Origin of the sequence: Streptomyces sp. NPDC051214 (assembly GCF_040682375.1) — a bacterium.
In the GTDB taxonomy this organism is placed as follows: Bacteria; Actinomycetota; Actinomycetes; order Streptomycetales; family Streptomycetaceae; genus Streptomyces.
Map to the genome: position 1 here is coordinate 544,968 of NZ_JBFBAT010000005.1, position 26,114 is coordinate 571,081.

The following is a 26,114-nucleotide window of genomic DNA, read 5'->3' on the forward strand; positions in this document are numbered from 1 at the left end:
GCGGAGCTTTCTGTAGACGTCATACGGAGGTGGCGGTGGCGGTGGCCGGGCCTTGCGCCTGGATCGCGGTGATCACGACGGTGTTGACGATGTCCTGCACGAGGGCGCCGCGGGACAGGTCGTTGACCGGCTTGCGCAGGCCCTGGAGGACCGGCCCGACGGCGATCGCGCCCGCCGAGCGCTGCACGGCCTTGTACGTGTTGTTGCCGGTGTTCAGGTCCGGGAAGATCAGCACGCTCGCCTGCCCCGCGACCTCCGAGTCCGGCAGCTTCGTCGCCGCGACCGAGGGCTCCACGGCGGCGTCGTACTGGATCGGGCCCTCGATCTTCAGGTCGCTTCGGCTCTCCCGCACCAGCTCCGTCGCCTCGCGCACCTTGTCGACGTCGGCGCCCGAGCCCGACGTACCCGTCGAGTACGAGAGCATCGCGATCCGCGGCTCCACGCCGAACTGCTCGGCCGTGGCCGCCGCCTGCACGGCGATGTCGGCGAGCTGCACGGCGTTCGGGTCGGGATTGACCGCGCAGTCGCCGTAGACGAGCACCTTGTCGGCGAGGCACATGAAGAAGACCGAGCTGACGATCGAGGCGTCGGGCTTCGTCTTGATGATCTCGAACGCGGGCCTGATCGTGGCGGCCGTGGAGTGAACGGAACCCGACACCATGCCGTCGGCGAACCCCTCCTGCACCATCAGGGTGCCGAAGTAGTTCACGTCCGCCACGACGTCGTACGCCAGCTCGACGGTGACGCCCTTGTGGGCGCGCAGCTCGGCGTACTTGGCGGCGAACGCGTCCCGCAGCTCGGAGGTCTGCGGGTCGATGAGCTGCGAGTCGGCGAGGTCGACGCCGAGGTCCGCGGCCTTCTTGCGGATCTGCTCGACCGGGCCGAGCAGCGTCAGGTCGCAGACACCGCGGCGCAGGAGCACGTCGGCGGCGCGCAGGACGCGCTCCTCGGTGCCCTCGGGCAGCACGACGCGGCGCTTGTCGGAGCGCGCCTGCTCCAAGAGCTTGTGCTCGAACATCATCGGCGTGACGCGGTCGCTGCTGGGGGCCTGGATGCGGGTGCGCAGCCCCGCCGTGTCGACGTACCGCTCGAAGAGCCCGAGGGCCGTCTCCGCCTTGCGGGGCGTGGCGGCGTTCAACTTCCCCTCCAGGGCGAAGAGTTCGCCCGCGGTGGGGAAGGAGCCGCCGGAGACCGCGATGACGGGGGTGCCGGGCGCGAGGCGGTCGGCGAGCTTCAGGATCGCCTCGCCGGGCTGTTCGTTGAGGGTCAGCAGGACGCCCGCGATGGGCGGCGTACCGGCGCTGTGCGCGGCGAGCGAGCCCACGACGAGGTCGGCGCGGTCCCCGGGGGTGACCACGAGGCAGCCCGGGGTCAGGGCGTTCAGGAAGTTCGGCAGCATCGCACCGCCGAAGACGAAGTCGAGCGCGTCACGGGCCAGGCCGGCGTCGTCACCGAGCACGACGCGGCCGCCGAGCGCGTGGGTGATCTGGGCGACCGTGGGGGCGGCGAGCGCGGGCTCGTCCGGCAGGACGTAACTGGGTACGGGAAGGCCGGCCGCGAGGCCCTCGAAGATCTCGTCGCGGTCGGCGGGCGCCACCCGGTTGGTGACCATCGCCAGGACGTCGCAGCCCAGGCTCTCGTAGGCGCGATAGGCGTTGCGCGTCTCGGCGCGGACGGACTCGGCGGTCTGGTTCTTGCCGCCGACGACGGGTATCACCGAGGCGCCGAACTCGTTGGCGAGGCGCGCGTTGAGGGACAGCTCGTCCGGGAGCTGGGTGTCGGCGAAGTCCGTGCCGAGCACCAGGACGATCTCGTAGTCCCGGGCCACCCGGTGAAAGCGGTCGACGAGCTGGGAGACCAGCTCGTCGGTGCCCTGCTCGGCCTGGATCGCGGAGGCCTCGTGGTAGTCCATGCCGTACCCGGACGCGGCGTCCTGCGCGAGCCGGTAGCGGGCCCGCAGAAGATCGAAGAGGCGATCGGGCCCGTCGTGGACCAGTGGCCGGAAGACCCCCACCCGGTCGACCTGGCGGGTCAGGAGTTCCATGACTCCCAGCTCGATGACCTGGCGGCCGTCGCCGCGGTCGATCCCGGTCACGTACACGCTGCGCGTCACGCGTGCTCTCTCCTTCTCCGCTGATCCGCCGCGGGTTTCCCTGGCCGCCCGGTGAGACCGGGCGACTCCCGTCAGGGCCGGACAAATGACCCGATATGGTTGCCGTGCCCTCTTGACAATACCTCTGCGGCTGGCTAGGTCGCCCGCCGGACGAAAGGCCTCGTGAAGCGGACCCAAGGGCCTTCTCCCCAGGATCGGCCGGGGCAGCCGTGAACGGGGTCGCTCTGTGTGTGAGCGGCACCGGGTGCGCGGTCATGGAACAATCGGACCGGCTCACACGCATCAACAGCGAGCAGGAGACACAGCACGATGCGCATCGGAATTCTCACCGCAGGCGGCGACTGCCCCGGCCTCAACGCAGTGATCCGGTCGGTCGTGCACCGAGCCGTCACGCATTACGGCGACGAGGTCATCGGCTTCGAGGACGGTTACGCGGGCCTGCTCGACGGCCGCTACCGCTCCCTCGGTCTCAACGAGGTCAGCGGCATCCTGGCCCGCGGCGGAACGATTCTCGGCTCCTCGCGCCTGGAGCGTGACCGTTTCCGCGCGGCCTGCGAGGACGCGCCCGCGCTCGCCAAGGAGATCGGCTTCGACGCCCTGATCCCCATCGGCGGCGAGGGCACCCTCACGGCCGCGAAGATGCTGTCGGACGCGGGCCTGCCGGTGGTGGGCGTCCCGAAGACCATCGACAACGACATCTCCTCCACGGACCGCACCTTCGGCTTCGACACGGCGGTGGGTGTCGCCACGGAGGCGATGGACCGCCTCAAGACGACGGCCGAGTCCCACCAGCGCGTGATGGTGGTCGAGGTCATGGGACGGCACGCGGGCTGGATCGCCCTGGAGTCCGGCATGGCGGGCGGCGCCCACGGCATCTGCCTCCCCGAGCGCGCCTTCGACCCCGCTGACCTGGTCAAGCTGGTCGAGGAGCGGTTCTCGCGCGGCAAGAAGTTCGCGGTGATCTGCGTGGCGGAGGGCGCGCACCCGGCCGAGGGCACCATGAACTACGGCAAGGGCGCGATCGACCAGTTCGGCCACGAGCGCTTCCAGGGCATCGGCACGGCGCTGGCGTACGAACTGGAGACCCGCCTCGGCAAGGAGGCCAAGCCGGTCATCCTCGGCCACGTCCAGCGCGGCGGCACCCCGACGGCGTACGACCGTGTCCTCGCGACCCGCTTCGGCTGGCACGCGGTGGAGGCGGTGCACCGCGACGACTACGGCCGGATGACGGCCCTGCGGGGCACCGACATCACGATGGTGCCGCTCGCGGAGGCGGTCACCGAGCTGAAGACGGTGCCGAAGGACCGGATGGACGAGGCGGAGTCGGTCTTCTAGAGGCCGCTTTCCGCCCCGCCGGTTGTCAGCTCTCAGCCCCCGGCGGCGCCGCGCACCTGGGTCCAGAAGTGCTCCAGGATCTTGTCCAGGAAGTCCTGCCCGGCGCTGCCCGAGGCGTCGGCCCCGGCCCCGCCGCCCCAGCTCAGGGTGCGGACCATGCGCGACTGGTAGTCGGCGTGCAGCTGCTGCAGCACGTCCTCGAGATGCCGTTTGTGCACCGGCAGCATCTTGCTGACGGGCCGCACATACCCCTGCCAGCGGGTGGTGACGGCCCTGCGCAGCAGGTCGGCGAGGTCGTCGGCGCGTCCGATGACGCTGATGAAGTCGGGCAGCGGGAGCTGCAGCACGTCGGCGAGGGCGGCGGACTGCCGCTCGTTGCCGCGCCAGGTGTTGGTCTCCTCCATGTGCAGATAGGCCTGGATCTCGACGCCGGACCCCCGCGCCACGTCCTCGGGCGCGAGCCCCCGGGCGAGCCGGTGCTCGCGCAGGGTGGTGGCGGCGCCCATGAGCTCCCCGGGGGAGCACCACAGGGTCCCCGCGAGGGCGGTCAGCTCGGCGGAGGTGGGCGCGGCAAGCCCGCGCTCCCAGGCGGCGATGGTCTCGGGGGTGATGTAGGTGAGCCCGTAACTCGCCCGCATCCCGTAGGCGACATGCCCGTGCGCCATCCCGAGGGCCTCACGTAGACGCCGGGCGGCGGGAAAGTTGAACGGGGGCGTCGGCTGATTGGGCTGGCTCGATTGCACGGGCACACGGTATGGGCGCGGGGGGCCTGCGACTACGGTGCGTTCATACGAGGTTGCGGATTGGTGTGATGCTACGGAGCGGTGGGTGCTCGGGGGGCGTGCGGCCCGCCGAGCAACTCCTCCAGCGCGTGCCCGTACGCACGGAAGAGGGGCCGGGCCTCGGGGTGTGCGGGGGAGTTCGGGAGCAGCAGGTCGGCGAGGTGGGCGACGCGCCACATCCGGAGGACGGCCATGGAAGTGGCCCCGTTCCCGGGCCCCCCGGACTCCTCGGCCGACGCGTTGCCGACGAGCCCTGCCGCGACTCGCAGCGCCTCGGCGATGAGTGCGGCTCCGCGGGGGACCTCGGGGCCACGGGCGATCGCCGCGGTGATCAGGGCCTGGAGGAAGCGGGTCAGCTGCAGGTCCGCGCCGAGCCGGCTCATGCGGCGCACGGCGTGGGGCTGATCGAACTGCCCCCGCACGTCCTCGTACCCGGAGGACCACAGCAGGAGACTCGACGCCTCCACGGGATGCTCCCGCAGATAGCCGAGTTCGTCGAAGATCCCCATGACGGGCTCCCCGAAGTCCCCGATTTGCCGGACCACTTCGAGAAGCCGCACCACATCGCCCTGCCGGCCCGCGACGAAGTCGCCCACGGAGACATCCGCCAGATCCCAGGTCCCGGCCGAGGCGACCGCACCGATCTCGACGATGCCGCCGAGGGGGCCGAAGACGGAACGGGCGAGGGTCTCTTCCGGAATGTCGTATCGCTCGGTCATGTCGCCTCGTGCAGTGGCGTGTTGTGCAGCGGCGTGTTGTGCCGTGTCAGCCGGGCTATCGGTTGATCGACTGGATCTCCTCGACCACGACCTCTTGATCCGCGCCGAACTCGCCGTCGGGGAGATCCTGCGGGTCGTTGACCCCCGTGCCGGTCCAGTGGATCTTCCAGGTGACGGTTGCCTTGAGCGGGTAGGAGCCGTCGCCGGACGAGCGGAGGTACTTCACGCCGCAGGGCGGGTCCTCGTCCGCCTTACCCTTGGCGTACGGCTCACCGATCTTGCCGCCGTCGATCGGGCAGACGCCGGATGCGGGGTAGGTTTCGGCGTCCTTGGTGCCGGGGTCGATCTTGAGGGAGATGGGTTCGGCCGTCGTCGTCGCCTCGATGCCGATGTCGGGGACGGAGGCCGTCACCGACACCGGCTTGAACTCCGCGCCGTCCAGCCAGGCCCACGTCGGCAGGTTGACCTTCGTCGGGCCCTCAGGGGCGAGGGTCACCTTGGTTCCGGGCACGCGGATTTCGGCGTACGCGAGCTTCGAGAGGATCTCGGGGGTGATGGCCTCGGGGATGTCCGCCGGGGGCGGGTCGCCCTTGTCGACCCAGAAGACGGGCTTGTTGCAGGCGTCCCAGCCGGGCGGGTAGCTGTCGTTGGAGAACGACGTCCACCAGAACCCCTTGCCGGCCTTGTCCTGGTTGAAGTCCTTGTAGGGCTCGCCGTCCACGTACCGCTTCTTCTGCTCCAAGTCCCACTGGTGCCCCGTCGACTCGGCCTGCCAGATCGGCTCGACGTACTTCTTGAACTGGGCGGGGGAGTACTTCGGGGCGTACCAGCAGGCGGGCGGAGTCCAGTTCGTGGCCGGGGTCACGGAACCGGTCTTGGGGCCCGAGCCATTCTTGGAACGGTCGTAGACGATGCCGGACGCGGTGGCGGAAAGCTGATCTCCGTCCGCGTTGCCCGAGGCGTCGCTGTCGGAGCCGTTTCCGCCTCCAAGGCCGCCACCCCCTGGTGGCGTCTGGTCGGCGAAGGCAGCAGGGGTCGTAAGGGTCCATGCCATGGCTGCCAGAGCGGTGACAGTGAGGATCCGGCGTGGTCGGTTCATGGCTGGCATACCGCAGCACCCCGGGTGGATGTGATCTTCACGAGTTCCCAGACCCCTTCTTGGTTCTTCTCGACCTGGGCGCCGTACAGGATGTAGCTCCTCTTGGTCACCTTGGTGCGCTTGACCTGACCGGTCTTGATGACCTTGCTGTAGCCCTTGCTCTCGTCGCCGCAGTATGTGAGGGACGCTGCTGTCTTGGACTTCACGGCCACTTGGCGGTTGTAGTACTTCACCGTCCCTGTGACCGTCCAGCCTGCGTCCTTGAACGCCTTCACCCAGTTCTGTGACGACGCGGCTGCCTCGCCTTCCGTGAAGAACTCCAGCGCCGGGAGGCGTGGATCACCGGCCACGATGGCCGCGTTGAGCGCGCGGATGAAGTCCGAGTTGTCACGGAGGATCGCGTCCTTGGCCGTGTCGCCGGTCTGCTCCGGCTTGAAGGACAGCTTGACGTCGGAAGGCAGTTTGATCTTGGGGCGTTCAACTCCCGCCGGTTCCGACGCCGTCGGCGAAGCCGACTCCTTCTCGCCCCCCTTGTCCGCACCCGCGATCTTGTCGTTGTCCTTGGACTCGTCGTCGCCGCTGCCGCAGGCTGTCAGCAGCAGAGCCGCGGTCGCGGTGAGGGCGACCGTCGCGAGACGGAGAGGGCGGTTCACTGACGGCTCCTGGTGGGGGTGAGAGTTGGCGCGAGCTAAGCACGCTAGCGGGAGCTGATCGGCGACACCAGAGAGAAATCTGCTGAGCAATGGGGCGCGAGGGGTTCATCCCGGTGAATCGGGCGGCGCAAGAAGGGAGATCACACGTGGTGATGGAACGGAAAGCCATGGACCTTGAGGGGTACATGGAACGGGCTCGTAGCGGGCCCTGTTTTGTTTGTGCGTTTCTCGGCGGAGAGGCGGGCTATGACCATCACCTCGTCCACGAGGACGACGAGCACGTCGCCTTTCTCGACCGGTGGCCCACCCTGCCCGGGAAGGTTCTCGTCGCGCCCAAGGCCCACGTAGAGCACGTCGTTCGCGACCTGGACGAGGCCGCGTACGTGCGGATCATGCTCTTCGTGCGCCAGGTCACCCGCGCCGTCGAGCGGGTCTTCGACTCCGAGCGCACCTACCTCTACTCCCTCGGAAGTCAGGAAGGGAACAGCCACCTCCACTGGCACATTGCCGCCCTGCCGCCCGGAATCCCGTACGAGGAGCAGCAGTTCCATGTGTTGATGACCGAGAACGGGGTGCTGGACGTGCCGCCGGGCGAGATGGCCGACGTCGCCGCGCGGCTTCGGGCCGCCTTGAAGGCTTAGCCGCCGCTACTGCTTCGTCGGCTCGTATTTACCGTCCACCTTGCCGATCTCGGTCCATGTGTCCTTCTCCCGGCGGTCGATCCACACCGGGCGTTCGCGTGCCGAGCGGCGCTTCTCGAAGGAGACCTCGTCCAGTACGCCGTTGACCGAGACGTTCTGGATCTCGCGGTCCAGGGTGTGGCGGAGCGACGTCGGTGAGGCGTCGTCCGCGGGGAGTTTCTTGAGGGCCGTGGCCAGGGCCAGGGCGCCGTCGTACAGCTCCTGGTTGCCGCGTGCGGGGAGGTTGTCGCCCGGCTCGCCGGAGTAGTTGCGCGTGCGCAGGACCCCCTCGGGGATGCCCGCGGCCGTCTCCTCGGCCCTCGCCCGCTCCTCGGAGTCCTCGCAGACCCCCTCGGGGGCGCTCTGGGCCAGGACCGGTCCGGTGAAGCCGCCGGTCCTGAGCTTCTTCGCCCACACGGCGACGTCCGTCCCGATCGGCACCACCACCGCGTTCGCCCGCGCGTCCTCGGCCAACGCCGGGATCTGTGCCGTCTTCACCTCATCCGGCCGCACCTCAAGCGCCTTGGCGGTCACGCCCGCCTTGCGCAGCCCGGTCCCGATGCCGTCCTGCCGGTCCGCCCAGACTTTGTCCTCCGCCACGAGGACGCGGCGCGCGTCGGTCCGCGTCAGGAGGTACTCGGCCATCGCCTCGCCCTGCCGTTCGTCGTCGGCCGGGATCGCGAAGGCGCCCCCGGCGTGGGCGACGTCGTAACACGTGCTGATCTCCGGCAGGAACGCCTCGTCCGTGTCGTGCACCCAGGAGAAGTCGACGGTGTCGCCGATGACCGCGAGCATGTCCGGGTGTTCGGCGAGCAGTTCGCGGGATGTCGTGTCCGGGTCGGCGGCCACGGGGACGAGGCGGAAGCGGTCGCCGTTCTTCCCGCCGTTCTTCTCGCCGAGCGCCTCGGCGAAGGCGGACTCGACGGTACGCATCTGCTGCGTCGTGAACTGCTTGTACTCCGAGGTCTCCTCGGCACCGCCGCCGGAGCGTGCCGTGCCGACGTGCGTGTAGCTGTGGGCGACGCCGATCTCGTACGTGCCCGGGGCCGCCGATCCCCCCGGCCCACCCTCGGACGCGGCGAGGGACCGTATGCCGAGCCCCGTCGGGATGCTGACCGCTAGGAGCAAGGCCGCGGGGATCAGCAGACGCCGCTTCCCGCGCGAGCCTCGCGCGTCCGGGGGCGCGGACACCTTGCTGACCGGCTGGGGCTGGGGCCGGGGCCGGGGCTCGGACTCGGGCTGGGGACGCGCGTCCTCCACTTCCCCGGCCACCTGCCGCTCCCGCTCACTCACGACGGCGTCCTGGATGTCATCGCCGGCCGCACCCGCACCCGCACGACCGTCCCCGCCCTGATCGCCCGCCGCCAGCATCCGCTCCAGCGCCGTCGCGGCGTCCGCGGGCCGGTCGGCGGGGTCCTTGGCCAGGAGGTCGAGCACGAGGCGTTCGACCGGCGTCGGCACCTCGGGCCGCGCCCGCGAGGGCCGCAGCGGTGCGTCGTTGACGTGGTTGAACATGACGCCGACCGCCGAGCCGGTGAACGGCGGGTGCCCGACCAGGAGTTCGTAGAGGACGCAGCCGAGTGCGTAGAGGTCGGTGCGACCGTCGCCCGGCTCCTGCCGGAAGCGCTCCGGCGCCAGATACGGCACGCTGCCGAACGGCAGCTCTCCGGTCCGCGTCAGTCGCGAGTCGCCCGCCGCCTGTTCCATGAACGTCGCGATGCCGAAGTCGACGACCTTGGCCGTGCCGTCCTGCGTGATCATGATGTTGCCGGGCTTGATGTCACGGTGCACGACACCCGCCGAGTGCGCCGCGTCCAGGGCGCGGCAGACGTCGGCCCCCCAGCGCAACGCGTCCGCGACGGGCACGCGCACGCTCTCGCGCAGCACGTGGTCGAGGGAACGTCCCTGCACGAGGGCCATCACGAGGTACGGGGTCGGCTGCAAGGTGCCGCCGTCCGTGCCGTGATCATGGACGGCGACGATGTACGGGCTGTCCAGCGAGGCCGCGGCCCGCGCCTCCTGCCGGAAGCGGCCCAGGAGCTGCTCCAGTTCCTCGTCCCCCGCCGAGACCGACGGCACAAAGAGCTTGACCGCGACCTCACGGCCCAAGCTCCGGTCATGGGCCCGCCACACCTCTCCCATGCCGCCCGCGCCGAGCCGCTCCAGCAGCTCGTACCGGCCGCTCAGCATCCGCCCCTGCACGGCGTTCCCCCTTCGACGCCGATGATCCTAGCCAGGGCTCGTGTCACGACCCGGATCGCTCACCTGTAGCCAAGGCCGCCGCCGGCCTCGATCAGCTGCTTGATCGCGTCACTCCCGGGCCGCCCGCTCAACGCTCCTTCCGGCTGGGCGACGCTGTCCAGAACATCTGGAAGATCGGACCGGTCGCAGAAGATGACGAACCCGCTGCGCACATTCCTGTCGAGCGGAAGCACGGGCATGAACCCCAGCTCAAGAGCAACCTCGACATAGAGCGAAACGAGGCGTCGTCGGAATCCTTCCATCTGGGGCGAGTTCGCTGACTCGGAAGCCAGAACAAAGTGGGACTCCAGAACTTTAGTCACGGTTGACCATTCCCCGACTGGCTTCTCGGCTGAGGCAATGCCGATGGCGAAGCCAGAGCTTCGGCGCAGTAGCGGCCGGACCCGCTCGTAGAGGTCGTCCACGACGTTCACGACGTCATCGTGCCTGTCGAGTCGAGATTCCAGGTAGGGCCTGCTCGGGAATGAACGGAGGCTGGGCCTGCGCGTAACTCTGCGAAGAGAGGAGGAATTTGTTCCGTCTTCCTCCTCCGGTTCGGCCGACGCCTCCAGCAGACGCGTGGTCCACGTGAAGACCGAGCGGTCACCGAGCAGCGGGAGAAGCCGGCTCCAGCACAGAACCTCGTCTTGAGGCTCGGCGAGAACCCACGCCGAGGCGACCGAATCGGGGAGTGCGTCCAGGGCGTCGAGCCGGGAGCCCACTCCGATCTCACCCCAGACCGGCTGATCAACCACCGTCACACCACGGATGGATCCGTCAACCTGCACCCCTTGGCCTCCCCTGCAAACCATATGCCGAATTCATGTCGCCGTAGTATACGTGTTCACCGCCGGGGCCATGATAGTGAGGCAGGGACCACTGTGGTGCGGCGCCATCAGTGAAATGGTGGCCGTTTGCGTGATGGTGAATATTTACTAGATTTCCATGCGAGTCGATCGCTGTCACTTCTTCCCAGGGCTCCCCCCGCGGTCCTGTCAAATTCGGGTTTCTTCCCCACATGGGCTCTCTCGATACCAATGAGGGGTCGGATACATCGAAGCGCCTAAGTACCTCATTGAATGCTTCGTCATGGCTTCCCAGATGTACGTCCCCGCGTGCCGCGTCCAACGGAATGTGGCTGTCAGGCCCACCTGTTTGGTACGGACTCAATCCGCTCGGATCTGCCTGCACATGTGGATTGTCGACATACGTGGACGGGTTCGGGGCAGGCGCCAGGCCCAACGGGTCAGGGGTCGTGTAGCGCCCGACCTCCGGGTCGTAATAGCGAAAACAATTGTAGTGCAGGCCGGTCTCGGGATCGTAGTACTGTCCCGGGAAACGCAATGGTGTGTAGGCGCTACTATTCCTGGGCCATGTCGTGACGCCCCATGCTGATTTGCGTGCACGCCATGCGATGGCGCCCGTTTGATCCACCAGCTCCGTGGGGGCGCCAATCAGATCTGTGACGATGGCGAAGAATCGAGAGTCAACTTCTTCTTGGGTCGAGGAGTCAAGGAGACGTTCAGTCTGTGCTATAGCCTTCAGGCCGATGTGTTCCCAAGTGAGCACGACGGGATGCGGTGCGTCGGATGAAACAGTGGTCTGCTCGGCAAGGGTGTGCCCTTCCCAGGTGAATACGATCTCTTCGCTCGCCTTATTGCTGTGGGCGAGGAAGCGCTGCTTCGAAATGCGGCGTCCATACGGATCGTATCGATAGCGCCACACCGTCCCATCCGGCATGGTCGCGGACACGAGCCGGTCTTCCGGATCCCAGACGTATTGCCATACGTCTGGTTTGCGGGATACCCGCGTCTTGCGACGGACGACTACGCGTCCTGCGGCATCATTCTCGTAACGCACCGAACCGGCGCCAACGAGACGGCTGCCGTCATAGCGGCGTCTTCCTTGAACCTCGTCGCTCTGAGGCCCGGTCGGCCAGGCGGCGCGGGCTTGATTCCCCAACTGATCGTAGGCGTATGTCTCCGTCCAATTGCGGGCCTCGACCTCCGTCACTCGGCCGACGGCATCCATCCTGATGGCGGTTTCGCCTTGCAGCGGATCGTTGATGGTGGTCAGTCGGCCATCAGGTGAATAGGAGTATGTCCTCCGCTGAATCTGCTGCTGCGATACGCCAAACACTCTCTGATCAGTCAAGCGTCCGGCTGTGTCCCATCCTTGCCACAGGGAAAGGGTGTTATCCACCAAACGCTCGATCTCGCGTCCGGATTCATCGTAGGAGAAACCCAGGGTGTGGCCCGATGAGGAAATGGATACCTGGCGTCCGGCTGCGTCGTGTCGATAGGTGGAGTGTGCGCCGGTAGGTGTGGTCCGGCTGGTCCGTCGACCCACGGCGTCATACGTGAGAGCCAGCGTCCTGTCGTCGACAGTCTCGCTGAGCACGCGGCCTGCCCTATCGTATGTCCAAGTCACTTCCGCATCCGGACCAACGGTGCGGGTCCGTCTGCCCATGGAATCGTACTCGTATTGAGTGCGTATTCCGGCCGCGTTCTTTTCGACGATCTTCCCCATCACGTCGTACTTGAACTCAATGACTTGGCCCAGAGGGTTGACTCGCGCAGTTACCCTACCTGCCGCGTCATGCTCATAGCCGAGGGCGCGGTTATCGAAGTCAACTTCGGAAACCAGACGACCTGCCGCATCGTAGAGGTAGTCCCAAGTTTCACCCCGTGGGTTCACCACTTGGGTCAGTCGCAGGGCGGCATCGTGTTTGAAAATATACCGAGCGCCATCCGCGTACGTTCGAGCAGCCAGGAGATCAAAGTGCGTGTACTCGTAGGAAGTTATCTCCCCGGAAGCGGCGATGTGGCGGATGCAATTACCTTCGCCGTCGTACGCCCACGACTCTGATATTCCCTCTGGGGCAACCCTGTATGCGAGTTTCCCCTCAACTGTCCACTTCATGCATGTGGCATTAGACAATGGGTCGACGAATTTCGTGACACGACCAAAGCCGTCGTACTCGTAACGCGTTACGGCCGAGAGCTGATCTGATACCTCGACGGGGAGGCCTGCTGAATTACAGCGCACCTGCGTGGTCGATGCATGAGCGTCGATAACGGACGTGAGACGGCCCTGTGCGTCGAATGCGTTGCGAGTGGTAGCACCCGTTGGGTCGGTGATGCTGATCCGATTACCGCGGTCGTCGTACTCGATCGACCACGTTGAGTTGTCGGGCAAAGTAAGGGTGACCGGTTGCCCCAAATCGTTGTAGGCGAAGGTCGTAGTGCTGCCATCAGGGCGGGTCACGACAAGCGGCCGTCCCTGCCTGTCGTTGCGGAACTCTGTCCTGGAACCAACAGCGTCAGTGCAGGAAAGAACCTCGTGACGAGAGCCGTACTCAAACCGTGTGATGCCGCCGCAGGCGTCAATCTCGCCGACGACAAGGCAGTTGTCGTTGATGACGAATCGACTCACCGCGCCGTCTGTGGGGGTGAGGGTGGTGATGTGGCAGCCGGGCCAGGCCGGGTCGGCGCCGCCGTAATCCAGGCGCACCGCGATGTGTCCGGCCTCGCCGCCCTCTGCAATGCAGCGATCCAACTCGTCGTAGGCGTAGTCGTAACGACTGTGGTTGGTATCGGTCCACGACGTAATGCGCAGACGCTCATCGTAGGTGAATCGCAGTGGCAGTCCGGAGGAGTTGGTGACTGAGGTGAGATTGCCGTCGGCGTAGCCGTACTTTTTGACGACGATGTCCGTACCGTCGTCAGCGGCCCCCACAAGGCGCAGAGCGGCCACCCGCCCCTCGTCGACATCCAGCTCGAGGTGGTAGCCGGCGGAGTGCCGGATCGCCAGCGGCGTACCGTGCCGGTCGTATTCGAAGTCGATGGTGTTGTTGTTGCGGTCGGCTATACGCTCCAGAAGCGCCAAGCCCTCGCCGCCGGGAGCCCCGAAGAGGCGACGTTGCCCTGTGGCGGGATCGTCGACGCGGTAGCCGCCGTCGTCCAGGTGGGTCAGGGGCCAGCGCGGGCCCGCCTCCGGGAGCACTTCTGCCATCGGCCCGCGGGGATGTGGGTAGGACAGGAGCAGGCCGTCCTCAGTAACAAGGACGACCCCCTGCTCGTCGACTTCAAGACGCTGGTCGATGGTGGAGGTCCAGGTAGGACCGAACCACCACCCGGTGCGATAGTCGGAGGCGACCCTGCGGGTAAAAGCCAGTGGCAAGATGCCAGGCAGCTCGATGTCCGTCTGCGGCAGAAACATCTGGCCTGTGGCCAGGTCTACCGGGTCGGTCAACTTTTTCCACACGGCCTTCGCCGTACGCGCGAAGTTGTCCGCGCCCCGACCGAGCATGCCACGTGCGTTCTTTCCAAGGCCCCGCACTCCGGCGGCCATACCTTTGAGGCGCATGGCCTTGAGACCCTTCATACCCTTGGCGAGGCCGCGGAGGCTGGTGAGGCCCTTCATACCGGGGATGCAGTCCAGTGCGGCGAAGGCGACGTCGAGGAGGCCTGCTTCTCCGTTGGCGTATTTATGCAGGGTGTCGGCAAGCACCACCAGGGCGGCGATCAGGACGATCGCGCCGAGGATCGGCCCGCCGATGATCATCGCGATGACGCCGAGGACGGCGACGACGACCTTGCAGACGGCGACGATGGTGTCCCAGTTGTCGGTGACCCAGTCCCCGACTTCCTCCCACCACTTGCGGTTCTGGATGCCCGCGTCCGAGGCGTCTTCCAGCTTCTTCTTCGCCGTCCCGGCCGCGCCCTCGCGCATCTTGCGCGCGTCTTCCGCCATCTTCTTCGCGGCGTCGAGGTGGCTCTTGGCGGCGGAGACGTCGGACTTGGCGGCCGTCTGGGCTTTCTCGGCGGAGTCGGCGTTGCGGGTGGCGGCCTTGACCTTGTCCGGGTCGGGTTTGGGGACGTCCTTGCCGGCCTTGGAACCGCCGTCGTCGTCCTTGTACTTGTCGGCTTCCTTGCCCGCCCGCTCCATCCAGGAGTCGGCCGAGGTCAGGCGGGACTGGGCGGCGGAGAGGCTGGTCTGCGCTTCACGGCCCTGGGCCAGGGCCTTGTCGGCCAAGGCCTGGGAGCGTTCCAATTCCGGCCAGTAGGCCGAGAGGGCGTCGCCGGCCATCTCGTAGCTCTTCTTGAGCTTCTTCAGCTTGCCCGGCGCGTCCTCGAACTCCGCCGTGAAGGACTCCGCGGTCTTGCCCGCCCAGGTGAGGATCGCGTCCTCGCCCGCCATCCCCTTGATGTCCCGCAGCACCTTGGATACGTCGTCGGCGAAGTCGTGCAAGTTCTTCGCCAGGTTGCGGACCCGGTCCGGATCACCGGGCGTTGGGTCCTTGTCCAGGTCAAGGACATGCCAATCCGTCGGCCGATTCCCCGCCATCCCGCAACCCCTGTCGCTTCCGCCCCCCAAGTACCCGTACGCACACGCGAAGCTACTATCCGGGACTCGCAGGGCGAAAGGGGGGCTGAGGTGTCTGGCGCACACAGGCGTCCCTCGAACAAGTCCCGTTCCGTCGGGTGAAGCGCCAGCATTTGCCGTGTTGAATCGTGAAGAGCATTGCCAGGATCCACGCCGTGCTGACTGTCAGCGACGCGCAGCACCGACTGCCAGCCGCTTCACCCCTTCACCGCACCCCCCAACGCGAACCCTCCGCCCAACCGCCGTGAGATCAGTACGTACAGGAGGATCACCGGCGTCGAGTAGATGATCGAGAAGGCTGCCAACTGGCCGTAGATCACTGTCCCCTTGTTGCCGAAGAAGTCGTTGATGCTCACCGACGCCGGCATCTGTTCCGGGGTGAGCAGCAGCATGAACGGGACGAAGAAGTTGCCCCACATCATGACGAAGGAGAACACCGTCACCACCGCCACCCCCGGGCCCATCAGGGGGAGCACGATGCGCAGCAGGGACTGGAACGACGACGCGCCGTCCGTCCATGCCGCCTCCTCCAGCTCCTTCGGTACGCCGTCCATGAAGTTCTTCATCAGCCAGATGGCGAAGGGGAGTTGGGACGCGGCGAAGAAGAAGATCGTGCCCTGCATCGTGTCGATCAGGTCGACCTGCACGAACAGCGCGTACACCGGGACCATGATCGCCGTGATCGGCAGGCTGGTCGCGAAGAGGATCGTCAGCATGAAGGGGCGGTTCAGGCGGGACCTGAAGCGGGAGAGCGGGTAGGCGGCGAGTGCCGCGCAGGCCACCGTCAGGAGTGTGCCGCCGCCGCACAGCAGCAGGCTGTTGAGGAGGGGCGTGAAGGTGATCTCGGGGGTGAGGACCGCGTCGTAGTTGTCCAGGGTGATGCCGTCGGGGACCTTCACCCGGAGGTCGGCCTTGGTGTCGAGCGAGGACAGGATCACCCAGATCAGCGGCAGGACGAATGCCAACGCGACCACGAGCAGGCCGGCGTCCGCCGCGAGACGTCGTGTCGTGCGGCGTGAACCCATGCTGCGGGCAGGCGACTTGACGCTGCGCGAGGGCGACTTGACGGTGTTCGCGGACACTCAGACCTCCGTGCGGAGCAGACGCATGTAGACGAGGGAGAAGAGTGAGCCGACGACCAGGAGCAGAAGCGCCACCGCCGTGCCGTAGCCGATCATGCTCTTCTGGAAGGCCTGTTCGTACATGAACAGGGGGAGGGTCTGGCTGCGGTTTCCCGGGCCGCCGCGCGTCATCACCCAGATCAGGCCGAAGACGGAGAGGGTCTGGAGGGTGTTCAGCATCAGGTTCGTGCCGATGGAGCGGCGGATCATCGGGAGCGTGATGTGCCACATGCGGCGCCAGCCGCCCGCGCCGTCCACCTGGGCCGCCTCGGTGATCTCCTTGGGGATCTCGTTCAGGGCCGCCGAGTAGACCAGCATCGAGAACGCCGTCCCGCGCCACACGTTGGCGAACGACACCGCAAGGATCGGCAGCGTGTACATCCAGTTCTGGGACGGGAGGTGGAGGAAGTCCAGGACCGCGTTCAAGGTGCCTTCGCGGCGGAAGAACGCGTACAGGAGGAAGGCCGCCACCACCTCGGGCAGCACCCACGCCGTGATCACGATGGCGCCGGTGACCGTGCGGGCCGGCTTGGACGCCCGCTGCATCAGGGACGCGAGCGCGAGGCCGATGGTGTTCTGCCCGAGGATCGACGAGACCAGCGTGAAGACCAGGGTCAGCCAGACCGCGTTGAGGAACGACTCGTCCCCGAAGGCCTTACGGAAGTTGTCGAACCCGACGAAGCTCGACTCGGCCTGGCCGGTGAGCTGGAGGTCGGTGAAGGCGATGTAGGCGCAGTAGCCGATCGGTCCCGCCAGGAACAGCAGCAGGAGGATCACGGCGGGGGAGACGGGCAGCGCGCGGGTGAGCGCGCGGGCCGTCAGCTTGCTGCGGGACGGGGGCCACGAAGGGCGCGGGGCGCTCGGGCCCGGCGCGGTCTTCGTGATGTCGCCGGGCCCGGCGGGGGGTGCGGTGGTCACCTCAGGGCTCTCGCTTCCCTAGCTTGGCTACCGGATCGCGGGCAGGCGGCCGCTACTTCTCGATGACCTCGCCGTCGGTCGCCGCCTTGACCTCGTCGTCGTAGCCGCTCGCCGCGTCGGCCACGGACCCGTCGCCCGTCGTGACCTTCTCCATGGCCTCCTGCACCGCGGTGGAGACCTTCGGGTACGCCGGGTACGCGGGCCGGTAGTGCGTCGTCTCCACCAGGTCGGTGAAGAACTTCAGGCCGGGCTGCGCCTTGAGGTAGGCGGGGTCGGCGGCGACGTCCTTGCGGACCGCGATGCCCGAGTTCGCCACGTACCACTTCTGGGCGTTGGCCTTGGTCTGCATCTGCTCGATGAACTTGAACGCCAGGTCCGGGTTGCCCGCCTTGGCCGGGATCGCCCAGGTCCAGCCGCCGGACATGCTCACCTTGCCGGGGGCCTCGCCGTTCTGCGTCGGCATATGGGCCAGGCCCAGCTTCTGGGACCACTCCGGCCACTCGTGACCCGCGCCCTTGCCCCAGTCCTGCGGCAGCCAGGAGCCGTCGAGGTTGATGCCGAGCTTGTCCTCGGGGAGCAGCTCACCGCGCACCCGGGTGGCGAAGTTCGGGTCGAGGGCGTCGGAGACGTCAGGGCCGAGCTTCTCCTTGTAGACCGTCTCGACGAACTCCAGGGAGTCCTTGAAACCCTGGCTGCCGGTGACCCACTTCTTCGCCTTCGGGTCGTACATGGGGTCCTCGCCCGTGCCGTACAGGAGCATCTCCATGCCCTGCATGGTGGCCGCCTCGCCCGCGGGCTTGCCCGTGTAGACGTTCATGGGCGTGACGCCGGGGACCTTCTTCTTGATGGTGCGCGCCGCCTGCAGGATCTCGTCCCACGACTTGGGCTGCCAGTCGGCCGGCAGCCCGGCCTTCTTGAAGATGCTCTTGCTGAACCAGAGGCCGCGGGTGTCGGTGCCGTCCGGCACGCCGTACGTCTTTCCGTCCGCCGCCTTCGCCGCCGACTTGGACGTGTCGATGAACTGGTCCCAGTCCTTCCACTTGTTCAGGTACGTGTCGAGCGGCTTCAGATACCCGCTGGTGATGTCCGAGTTGATGAGGAAGGTGTCCTCGTAGACCAGGTCGGGCGCGGTCTTCGGGGAGCGCATCATCTGCTGGAGCTTGGTGTAGTACTCGGAGTCCGGCGCCTTGATCGGCACCAGCTTCACCTTCTTGCCGGGGTTCTCCTTCTCGAACTGCTTCTTGATGTCCGCCAGGAAGGTGTCCATGACCTTGACCTGGTTGTCCGTGGACTGCTTGAAGGAGACCTTCACGGTGTCCGGGTCGTCGCCGGAGTCCCCGCCGCACGCGGTCAGGGTGCCGGCGGCGACCAGGGCGGTGGCGAGGAGCAGAGGGGTGGTGGGACGCACGGGCACGACCTCCTACTGGCCGACGCGGCCGGATTACCACGCGGGACGCAACGCGGGGCTGCCCGGTGAACGTAAGGGCGGGTTCGGAGCAAGGTCAATGCCCCTGCGTCGCCCCTTGTCATCAACGTGACAACGTTGTTATTGGAGGCGGTACGCGGACGCTTCCGGGGTTTCGGAGGGGTGGCAACCGGCGTACACGCGCGGGGATTTGCTGCGTCAGGTGTTCGACGTCAGCCAGCGGTAGGCGTACTCCGGGCGGCCGACGTGGCCGTACTGCGGGGTGCGGGCGGCGCGGCCCGTGGTGACCAGGTGCTCCAGGTAGCGGCGCGCGGTGATGCGGGAGATCCCCACGGTCTCGGCGGCGGCTGCGGCGGTGACGCCCTCAGGGGGCGCGTCGCGGAGTGTGCGCGTCACCCTTTCGAGGGTGGGGCCACTGAGCCCTTTGGGCAGCGCCGCCGGTCCGGGCGCGCGCAGGGTGGCCAGGGCGCGGTCCACCTCGTCCTGGCCGGTGGCCTCGCCCGCGGCGGTGCGGAACTCGGCGTAACGGGTGAGGCGGTCGCGGAGGGTGGCGAAGGTGAAGGGCTTGAGGACGTACTGGATCACGCCGAGGGAGACGCCCTCGCGTACGACCGCGAGATCGCGGGCCGACGTGACCGCGATGACGTCCGTGCGGTGACCCGCGGCGCGCAGGGTGCGGGCCAGCTGGAGGCCGTGGCCGTCGGGGAGGTGCAGGTCCAGGAGGAGGAGATCGACCTCCGTACGGTCCAGGGCGCGTCTCGCCTCGGCCGCGCTGTGCGCCTTGCCCACGGCGTGGAAGCCGGGGATGCGGTTCACGTAGAGGACGTGGGCGTCGGCGGCCACCTCGTCGTCCTCGACGACCAGGACCCGGATCGGCTCTGTCACTTGGTGCCTCCGTCTGCTGCGTCCGGCGGAACGGACGCCTCTTCACCGGCACCCTGCTCGTCATCGGCCCCGGGCGTCGTGGGCACGAGGGCGGTGGCCGCCGTCCGCAGGTGCACCTCGAACTCCGCCCCGCCACCGGGCGCCTCCCGCACCCTAAGCGTCCCCTCGTGCTTGGTCACCGTCTGGTGGACCAAAGCGAGGCCGAGGCCGCGGCCCGCCGTGGCCTTCGTGGACCAGCCGCGCCGGAAGACCGCCTCCGTGTGGGCCGGGTCGACGCCGGGGCCGGTGTCGGACACCCGCAGCGTCAGGCCCGCCTCGTCCGCGCGCGCCGTCACGGTGACGCGGGCCGCGGGCGAGCCCTGGGCCGCGTCCACCGCGTTGTCGATCAGGTTGCCGAGGACCGTCACCAGATCGCGCGCGGGCAGCCCGGCGGGCAGCATCCCGTCGTCGATGCTGCTGTCGGGAGACACGACGAGCTCCACGCCGTGTTCGTTCGCCTGTGCCGCCTTGCCCAGGAGCAGGGCCGCGAGCACCGGCTCGCTCACGGCGGCGACCACCTGGTCCGTCAGCGTCTGGGCCAGTTCGAGCTCGGCCGTGGCGAAGTCGACGGCTTCGTCCGCGCGGCCCAGCTCGATGAGCGAGACCACTGTGTGGAGGCGGTTGGCGGCCTCGTGGGCCTGCGAGCGCAGCGCCCGCGTGAAGCCGCGTTCGGAGTCGAGCTCGCCGGTCAGCGCCTGCAGCTCGGTGTGGTCGCGCAACGTCACCACCGTGCCCCGGCGCTCGCCGCTCGACACGGGCGAGGTGTTCACCACGACCACGCGGTCCGCCGTCAGGTGCAGCTCGTCGACCCGCGGCTCGGCCGCGAGCAGCGCGCCCGTCAGCGGCGCGGGCAGGCCGAGCTCGGCGACGTTCCGGCCGACCAGGTCGCCCGACACGCCGAGCAGCTCGCGCCCCCCGTCGTTGATGAGGGCGATGCGCCGCTGTCCGTCCAGCATCACGAGGCCCTCGCGCACGGCGTGCAGCGCGGCCTCGTGGTAGTCGTGCATGCGGCTCAGCTCGGTGGCGTTCATGCCGTGGGTGTGGCGGCGCAGGCGGGCGTTGATGACGTAGGTGCCGAGGCCGCCGAGCGCGAGCGCGCCGGCCGCGACGCCGAGCAGGGTGAGCAGCTGGCCGCGCGCCTTCTGGCTGATCTCCTCGATGGTGATGCCCGCGCTGACCAGGCCGGTGATCCGGCCGCTGCCGTCGTCGGCCAGGATCGGGGTGACCACGCGCACCGAGGGGCCGAGCGTCCCCGTGTACGTCTCGGTGAAAGTTCTGCCCTTCAGCGCCTGGGCCCGGTGGCCGAGGAAGCGCGCGCCGATCTGGTCCTCGTCGGGGTGCGTCCAGCGGATGCCGTCCGGGTCCATGATCGTGACGAAGTCGACGCCGGTGTGCCGGCGTACGGCGGTGGCGTACGGCTGCAGGGTCCTCGTCGGGTCCTTTGCGAGCGCGGCCTCGCGCACCGAGGGGGAGTCCGCGACCGCCCGTGCCGCGGCTGTCGCCTGGCGGCGCGCGCCCTCCTCGGCCTGCTGCCGGTCGCTCAGGAACGTGAAGAGCGCACATCCGGCCACCACGACGGTGACGAGCACGATCTGCATCGCGAAGAGCTGTCCGGCGAGGCTGCGGGGCCGGGGCGGACGGGCGAGGGACATGGTGCCAGTCTGCCTCGCCGCATAAGTGCGAACTAAATGAACGTAAGGGTGACCGCCCTCACAGGGCGAGAGATAGTCACCCGAGATTCGCCTGCCCAGGACGTGAGCCGCACGCACTGGCCGAAAACGCCGACGTAGTCGTTCAAGGAGGGCCCTCGTGGCCGACACCACCGACAGCCAGGTGGCAAAGGCTCCCGCAGCCAAACGGGACCGCACCCACTACCTGTACATCGCAGTCATCATCGCCGTGGTCTTCGGTATCGGTGTCGGACTGCTCTTCCCCGACTTCGCCACGGAGCTCAAGCCGCTCGGCACCGGCTTCGTGAACCTGATCAAGATGATGATCTCGCCCATCATCTTCTGCACGATCGTCCTGGGCGTCGGCTCGGTCCGCAAGGCCGCCAAGGTCGGCAAGGTCGGCGGCCTCGCGCTCGCGTACTTCGTCGCGATGTCCGTCGTCGCGCTCGCCATCGGCCTGATCGTCGGCAACATCCTGCACCCGGGTTCGGGCATGGACATCTCCGACTCCGAGAAGGGCGCGGGCCACGACGCCGCCGACGAGGCGAACAAGGGGCTCGTCGACTTCGCACTCGGCGTCATCCCGAAGACGCTGGTCTCCGCCTTCACCGAGGGCGAGGTGCTGCAGACGCTGCTCGTCGCGCTGCTGGTCGGCTTCGCGCTGCAGGCCATGGGCCGCTCCGGCGAGCCGATCCTGCGCGGCATCGGGCACATCCAGAGGCTCGTCTTCCGGGTCCTCGGCATGATCATGTGGGCCGCCCCGGTCGGCGCGTTCGGCGCGATGGCGGCGGTGGTCGGCGAGACCGGCACGGACGCCCTGAAGGCCCTTGCCACGATCATGATCGGGTTCTACGTCACCTGCGCGCTGTTCATCCTGATCGTGCTCGGCACGCTGCTGCGCCTGGTGACCGGGGTCAACCTCTTCAAGCTCCTGAAGTACCTGGGCCGCGAGTTCCTGCTGATCCTCTCCACTTCCTCCTCCGAGTCCGCGCTTCCGCGGCTCATCGCGAAGATGGAGCACCTGGGCGTCAGCCGCCCGGTCGTCGGCATCACGGTCCCGACGGGCTACTCGTTCAACCTCGACGGCACCATGATTTACCTGACCATGTCGTCGCTCTTCATCGCCGAGGCGATGGACCAGCCGCTCGGCGTCGGCGAGCAGATCTCCCTGCTCCTGTTCATGATGATCGCGTCCAAGGGCGCCGCGGGTGTCTCCGGTTCCGGCATCGCGGTCCTGGCCAGCGGCCTGCAGTCGCACAAGCCGGCCCTGGTGGACGGCGTCGGCCTGATCATCGGCGTCGACCGCTTCATGAGCGAGGCCCGCGCCCTGACCAACTTCGCGGGCAACGCGGTGGCCACGCTCCTGATCGGTACGTGGACCAAGGAGGTCGACCGGCAGCGCGTCGACGACGTGCTCGCGGGCCGGCTGCCGTTCGACGAGAAGACGCTGCTCGACGACGACGGCGCCCCCGAGCCCGACGCGGCCGACCAGGAGACGACGGACACGGTGGACGCCGTGCCGACGCAGCCCGGCAGCAGCGAGAGGAAGTCCCTGACGGCCTAGCCGTCGAGAGAGGTCGCCGCTCTCCTGTCGGCGACCCGCGTCACCAGCTCGGTGGCTTGTGAGGCGGGCAGGCCCGCCGCGGTCAGAAACGTGATCGCGGTGGACCTGCCCGCCTTTTCCGCTGGTACGACACCGTCGTTGACGGCCTCCATCAGGGCGAACAGGATGCCTTCGAGCACGTAGCCGAGGGCCCGTGTCGGCAGCGGCGAGACGAACGTGCCGTCGTCCAGGCCGCGCTGGAACGTCTCAAGACCCTCCTCGTGCACGCGGCCGAGCCGTTCACGGATGCCGCCCATCGTCACGCTCCGCTCGCCGAGGGAGAGCAGCAGGCGGTAGCGGTCGGCGACCTCCCACACGGCGAGCAACGAGCCGGCCACCGCCTCCGCGGGGTCCTCCACGCCCGCGCGGCCCGCCGCGTGCGCGGTCTCCACCGCCGCGATGGCCCGCTCCACGATCGCCTCGATCAGCGCGTCACGGCTGGGGAAGTGCCCGTAGACCGTCCGCCGCACGACGCCCGCGGCACGCGCGATCTGGTCCATGGAGGCGTCGGGGTCCCGCAGCAGCTCGGCGACGGCGACGTCGAGGATGCGGCGGCGGTTGGCGTCGGCTCTGACGCTGCTCGCGGGGCGGGGATTCATGGCCCCATTCTGCCCACTCGGCCGCGCCCCCGCTCCCCCCACTTGCACATAGCTGTGCAACGTGGGGTATCTTGCACAGCAGTGTGTAGTTGCACAGGGTTGTGCAATGTCTGTGCGATGCCTGCGCGATGCGATGCCTGCGCAACGCGTGTGCGAGAAACGGGATGGGTGAGATCCGATGCCTCTGCTGATCAAGGAACCGGTCGAACGGATGGACCGTCCGTACGCCCGCCGCTGGTGGGCCCTCGGAGTCCTCTGTCTGAGTCTGCTGATCGCGGTGATGGCCAACACCGCGCTGACGGTGGCCGCGCCCGACATGACCATGGACCTCGGCCTGTCCAGCTCGGACCTGCAATGGGTCATCGACGCCTACACCGTCCCCTACGCCGCGCTGATGCTGCTGCTCGGCGCGATCGGCGACAAGTACAGCCGCCGTGGCGCGCTGGTGCTCGGCCTGCTGATCATGTCCGTCGGCGCCGCCGCGGGCTCCGTGGTCGACAGCTCGACGGCGGTCATCGTGGTCCGCGCGGTGATGGGCGTGGGCGCGGCGCTGATCATGCCGGCCACGCTCTCGCTGCTCGCGGCGACCTTCCCGCGCGCGGAACGCGCCAAGGCCATCACCATCTGGGCGGCCACGTCCGGCATCGCCATCGCCGCGGGCCCGCTGATCGCGGGGGCGCTGCTCCGTGACAACGGCTGGCACTCGACGTTCCTGATCAACATCCCCGTGGCGGTGCTCGCGATCGTCGGCGCGTTCGTCCTCGTACCGCCGTCGAAGGCCGCTCAGCACGGCCGGATCGACTACGTGGGCGGACTGCTCTCGGTCGTCTGGGTCGGCTGCCTGATCTTCATGATCATCGATGGTCCGCACTTCGGGTGGGGCGTGCGCGCGATCTCCGCCGCGGTGGTGGCGGGCCTCGGCCTGATCGCCTTCGTCGTCTGGGAGCTGAGGCACCCGCGTCCTGTCCTGGACGTCCGCAAGTTCACGCAGCGCGGCTTCGCGGGCTCGAACCTCGCCGTGGCGCTCTTCTTCCTCGCGGTGTTCGGCGCCTTCTACTACCTGACCCAGCACCTCCAGTTCGTCCTCGCCTACGACCCGCTGGAGACCGGTGTACGGATGCTGCCGCTGGCCGGCGCGGTGTTCGTGGGCTCGGCGGTCACCGGAATCCTCGCGCCGCGCATCGGCGGCAAGATCATGGTGGTCGCGGGCATGGTCGGCGGCACGGTCGCGCTGGCGCTTCTCACGCAGATCGAGGCGGGCTCCACGTACGGGGACTTCGTGGCGCCGCTGGTCATCCTCGGCCTGTCGCTCGGCTTCGCGGTCTCGCCGTGCACGGACGTCATCATGGGCGCGTTCCCCGAGTCGGAGCTCGGCGTGGGCGGCGCGGTGAACGACACCTCGCTGGAGCTCGGCGGCTCGCTCGGCATCGCGGTCCTCGGCTCGGTCCTCGCGAACGCGTACTCCTCGGAGCTGGCCGACGAGACCGCGGGCAGCAAGCTTCCCGCCTCCGCGCTCTCCACGGCCCAGGATTCCGTGGGCGCGGGCAACGGCGTGGCGCAGGGCATCGCCGAGCAGGCGCGCGAGCTCTCCGCTAAGGCGGCGCAGGCGTCCTCGCCGCAGGAGGCGGCGCAACTGAAGTCGCAGGCGCAGGAACTCGCCGGGGGCGCGCACCAGATGGCGGACGCGGTGGGCTCCGCGTTCTCTGGCGCGGTGGCCCACACCAGTCTGATCGGCGCGGTGATTCTGGGGGTGGGGACCGTGGTTGTGGCGGTGCTGTTGCCTGGGCGGCGGAAGGGGGCGCCGACTGTGGCGGAGGCCTTGGAGGCAGAGGAGACCGCAGAGGCCGCGGGTGCCGCGGGTGCCGCGGGTGCTTCGGAGGCCGCGGAGGCCGCGGGGCGGCGGTAGGCGTGGGGCGGTGCCCCGGGTCCGGGGGCGGGTGCGGCGCCGTTCCGGTCTGAGCCGCCGCTGCGCGGCGGGTGCTTTCCGGGTGCGGCGCCGTTCCGGTCCGAGCCGCCGCTGCGCGGCGGATGCTTTCCCGCCCACCCACCTGTTTACCCGGCAGCTCGCAGCAGCCGTAGGCAACTATGTCCCCACGGGGTAATCGGGTGGGTGGGCGGGGAGAATCCGTCGCGAAGCGGCGGGCCGGTGGTAGCGGCGTGCCACCCGGTACGGGCCGCGGGGAAAACAGGTGGGCGGGACGCCGCAGCCGGTGGTCCGCCCTGAACCACAGGGAGGCCCAACTTGCCGGAGAAGACTCGTGACTGCCTCGCCTGCGACCTCGCCGACGGCACCGCACCCCTACCCGGCGGCACCCTCCTGCGCACCCCGCACTGGACCGTCGAACACTGCACAGGGCCCCTCGGCATCGGCACCCTCATCGTCAAACCGCTGCGGCACATCACGGCCGTACACGAGCTCGGCGTCGAGGAAGGCGCCGAGCTCGGTCCGTTGCTCACACGGGTAACCGCCGCCGTGCGAGCGGAAGTTGGCGACGAGTGCGAGCAGGTGTACGTATGCCTCTGGTCCCACGCCGGACGCGTACCCGGCCACGTCCACTTCGTCGTGCAGCCCGCCCGTACGCGTGACATCGACCGCCACGGCCACGTATACGGCCCCGCCCTCCAGACGGCGATGTTCGCCGAGGGTGCCGCGCCGGAGCCGGGGGCGGTGGAGGAATTCTGTGCGCGGGTGCGGCACGTGCTGGGTGAGGGTTCCCCCATCCAGGTGGGCGCGTGCGCAAACTGTTGACTCTTGTTCAAACCTGCCAGTAACTTCAGCGTTGCACCACTGAGAACCGCCGAAAGCCGCTGAAGCCTGCTCAAAACGCCCCCGCAGTAAGGCT

Annotated in this window: 19 protein-coding genes; 5 read left to right on the forward strand and 14 right to left on the reverse strand. The window is 68.3% G+C overall.

The window, feature by feature from the left end; all coding sequences use genetic code 11:
* Positions 1-19: 19 nt before the first annotated feature.
* On the reverse strand, positions 20-2,113 hold the full coding sequence (gene pta / locus AB0M70_RS16445; RefSeq protein WP_365820641.1) for a phosphate acetyltransferase: 2,094 nt from the start codon (positions 2,111-2,113) through the stop codon (positions 20-22).
* Between the two features lie 309 nt (positions 2,114-2,422).
* On the opposite strand from pta, the gene AB0M70_RS16450 reads away from it, so the two are divergent.
* The gene (locus AB0M70_RS16450; protein WP_365820642.1) at positions 2,423-3,448 is read left to right on the forward strand and encodes an ATP-dependent 6-phosphofructokinase; all 1,026 of its coding nucleotides are present in this window, start codon (positions 2,423-2,425) and stop codon (positions 3,446-3,448) included.
* Between the two features lie 32 nt (positions 3,449-3,480).
* On the opposite strand, the gene AB0M70_RS16455 is transcribed toward AB0M70_RS16450, so the two are convergent.
* From AB0M70_RS16455 to AB0M70_RS16470, 4 genes are all read right to left on the reverse strand, one after another.
* Complete coding sequence (locus tag AB0M70_RS16455; protein WP_365820698.1) at positions 3,481-4,113, reverse strand: helix-turn-helix transcriptional regulator; 633 nt, start codon at positions 4,111-4,113, stop codon at positions 3,481-3,483.
* A gap of 149 nt (positions 4,114-4,262) precedes the next feature.
* Positions 4,263-4,949, reverse strand: a complete 687-nt coding sequence (locus AB0M70_RS16460) for a hypothetical protein (RefSeq protein ID WP_365820643.1) — start codon at positions 4,947-4,949, stop codon at positions 4,263-4,265.
* Between the two features lie 55 nt (positions 4,950-5,004).
* Positions 5,005-6,003 carry a hypothetical protein gene (locus AB0M70_RS16465; protein WP_365820644.1) on the reverse strand — a complete coding sequence of 333 codons (999 nt, stop codon included), beginning with the start codon at positions 6,001-6,003 and terminating at the stop codon, positions 5,005-5,007.
* A gap of 41 nt (positions 6,004-6,044) precedes the next feature.
* Entirely contained in the window at positions 6,045-6,701 is a 657-nt protein-coding gene (locus tag AB0M70_RS16470; RefSeq protein ID WP_365820645.1) for a hypothetical protein, read from the reverse strand.
* Between the two features lie 167 nt (positions 6,702-6,868).
* Here AB0M70_RS16470 and AB0M70_RS16475 point away from each other — a divergent pair, with 167 nt between their 5' ends.
* Positions 6,869-7,342, forward strand: a complete 474-nt coding sequence (locus tag AB0M70_RS16475; protein WP_365820646.1) for an HIT family protein — start codon at positions 6,869-6,871, stop codon at positions 7,340-7,342.
* A 6-nt stretch (positions 7,343-7,348) separates the two neighbouring features.
* Here the strand turns inward: AB0M70_RS16475 and AB0M70_RS16480 are convergent, their stop codons facing one another.
* The 8 genes from AB0M70_RS16480 to AB0M70_RS16515 all read right to left on the reverse strand — a co-directional run bounded on the left by AB0M70_RS16480 (position 7,349) and on the right by AB0M70_RS16515 (position 21,051).
* Entirely contained in the window at positions 7,349-9,583 is a 2,235-nt protein-coding gene (locus AB0M70_RS16480; protein WP_365820647.1) for a bifunctional serine/threonine-protein kinase/ABC transporter substrate-binding protein, read from the reverse strand.
* A gap of 59 nt (positions 9,584-9,642) precedes the next feature.
* Positions 9,643-10,410 (reverse strand): hypothetical protein, encoded by a 768-nt coding sequence (locus AB0M70_RS16485; RefSeq protein WP_365820648.1) that lies wholly within the window; start codon positions 10,408-10,410, stop codon positions 9,643-9,645.
* On the reverse strand, positions 10,400-14,971 hold the full coding sequence (locus AB0M70_RS16490; RefSeq protein ID WP_365820649.1) for a DUF6531 domain-containing protein: 4,572 nt from the start codon (positions 14,969-14,971) through the stop codon (positions 10,400-10,402). The genes AB0M70_RS16485 and AB0M70_RS16490 overlap by 11 nt, the downstream gene beginning before the upstream one ends.
* Before the next feature lie 236 nt (positions 14,972-15,207).
* Complete coding sequence (locus AB0M70_RS16495) at positions 15,208-16,035, reverse strand: carbohydrate ABC transporter permease (protein ID WP_365820699.1); 828 nt, start codon at positions 16,033-16,035, stop codon at positions 15,208-15,210.
* A 57-nt stretch (positions 16,036-16,092) separates the two neighbouring features.
* Entirely contained in the window at positions 16,093-16,953 is an 861-nt protein-coding gene (locus tag AB0M70_RS16500) for a sugar ABC transporter permease (RefSeq protein WP_365820700.1), read from the reverse strand.
* A gap of 148 nt (positions 16,954-17,101) precedes the next feature.
* Complete coding sequence (locus tag AB0M70_RS16505) at positions 17,102-18,457, reverse strand: extracellular solute-binding protein (RefSeq protein WP_365820650.1); 1,356 nt, start codon at positions 18,455-18,457, stop codon at positions 17,102-17,104.
* Positions 18,458-18,673: 216 nt separating this feature from the next.
* The gene (locus AB0M70_RS16510) at positions 18,674-19,360 is read right to left on the reverse strand and encodes a response regulator (RefSeq protein WP_365820651.1); all 687 of its coding nucleotides are present in this window, start codon (positions 19,358-19,360) and stop codon (positions 18,674-18,676) included.
* Positions 19,357-21,051, reverse strand: coding sequence for a sensor histidine kinase (locus AB0M70_RS16515; protein WP_365820652.1), 1,695 nt, complete (start codon positions 21,049-21,051; stop codon positions 19,357-19,359). The genes AB0M70_RS16510 and AB0M70_RS16515 overlap by 4 nt, the downstream gene beginning before the upstream one ends.
* 157 nt (positions 21,052-21,208) lie before the next feature.
* On the opposite strand from AB0M70_RS16515, the gene AB0M70_RS16520 reads away from it, so the two are divergent.
* On the forward strand, positions 21,209-22,633 hold the full coding sequence (locus AB0M70_RS16520; protein WP_365820653.1) for a cation:dicarboxylase symporter family transporter: 1,425 nt from the start codon (positions 21,209-21,211) through the stop codon (positions 22,631-22,633).
* Here AB0M70_RS16520 and AB0M70_RS16525 read toward each other — a convergent pair.
* Positions 22,630-23,271: a TetR/AcrR family transcriptional regulator gene (locus tag AB0M70_RS16525; protein WP_365820654.1), complete on the reverse strand. Its 642-nt coding sequence runs from the start codon at positions 23,269-23,271 to the stop codon at positions 22,630-22,632. The two genes, AB0M70_RS16520 and AB0M70_RS16525, sit on opposite strands and share 4 nt — an antisense overlap.
* 178 nt (positions 23,272-23,449) lie before the next feature.
* Between AB0M70_RS16525 and AB0M70_RS16530 the strand changes: the two genes are divergently transcribed.
* Both AB0M70_RS16530 and AB0M70_RS16535 read left to right on the forward strand, forming a co-directional pair.
* Entirely contained in the window at positions 23,450-25,177 is a 1,728-nt protein-coding gene (locus tag AB0M70_RS16530) for an MFS transporter (protein WP_365820655.1), read from the forward strand.
* A 336-nt stretch (positions 25,178-25,513) separates the two neighbouring features.
* On the forward strand, positions 25,514-26,020 hold the full coding sequence (locus tag AB0M70_RS16535; protein ID WP_365820656.1) for a hypothetical protein: 507 nt from the start codon (positions 25,514-25,516) through the stop codon (positions 26,018-26,020).
* Positions 26,021-26,114: the final 94 nt, after the last annotated feature.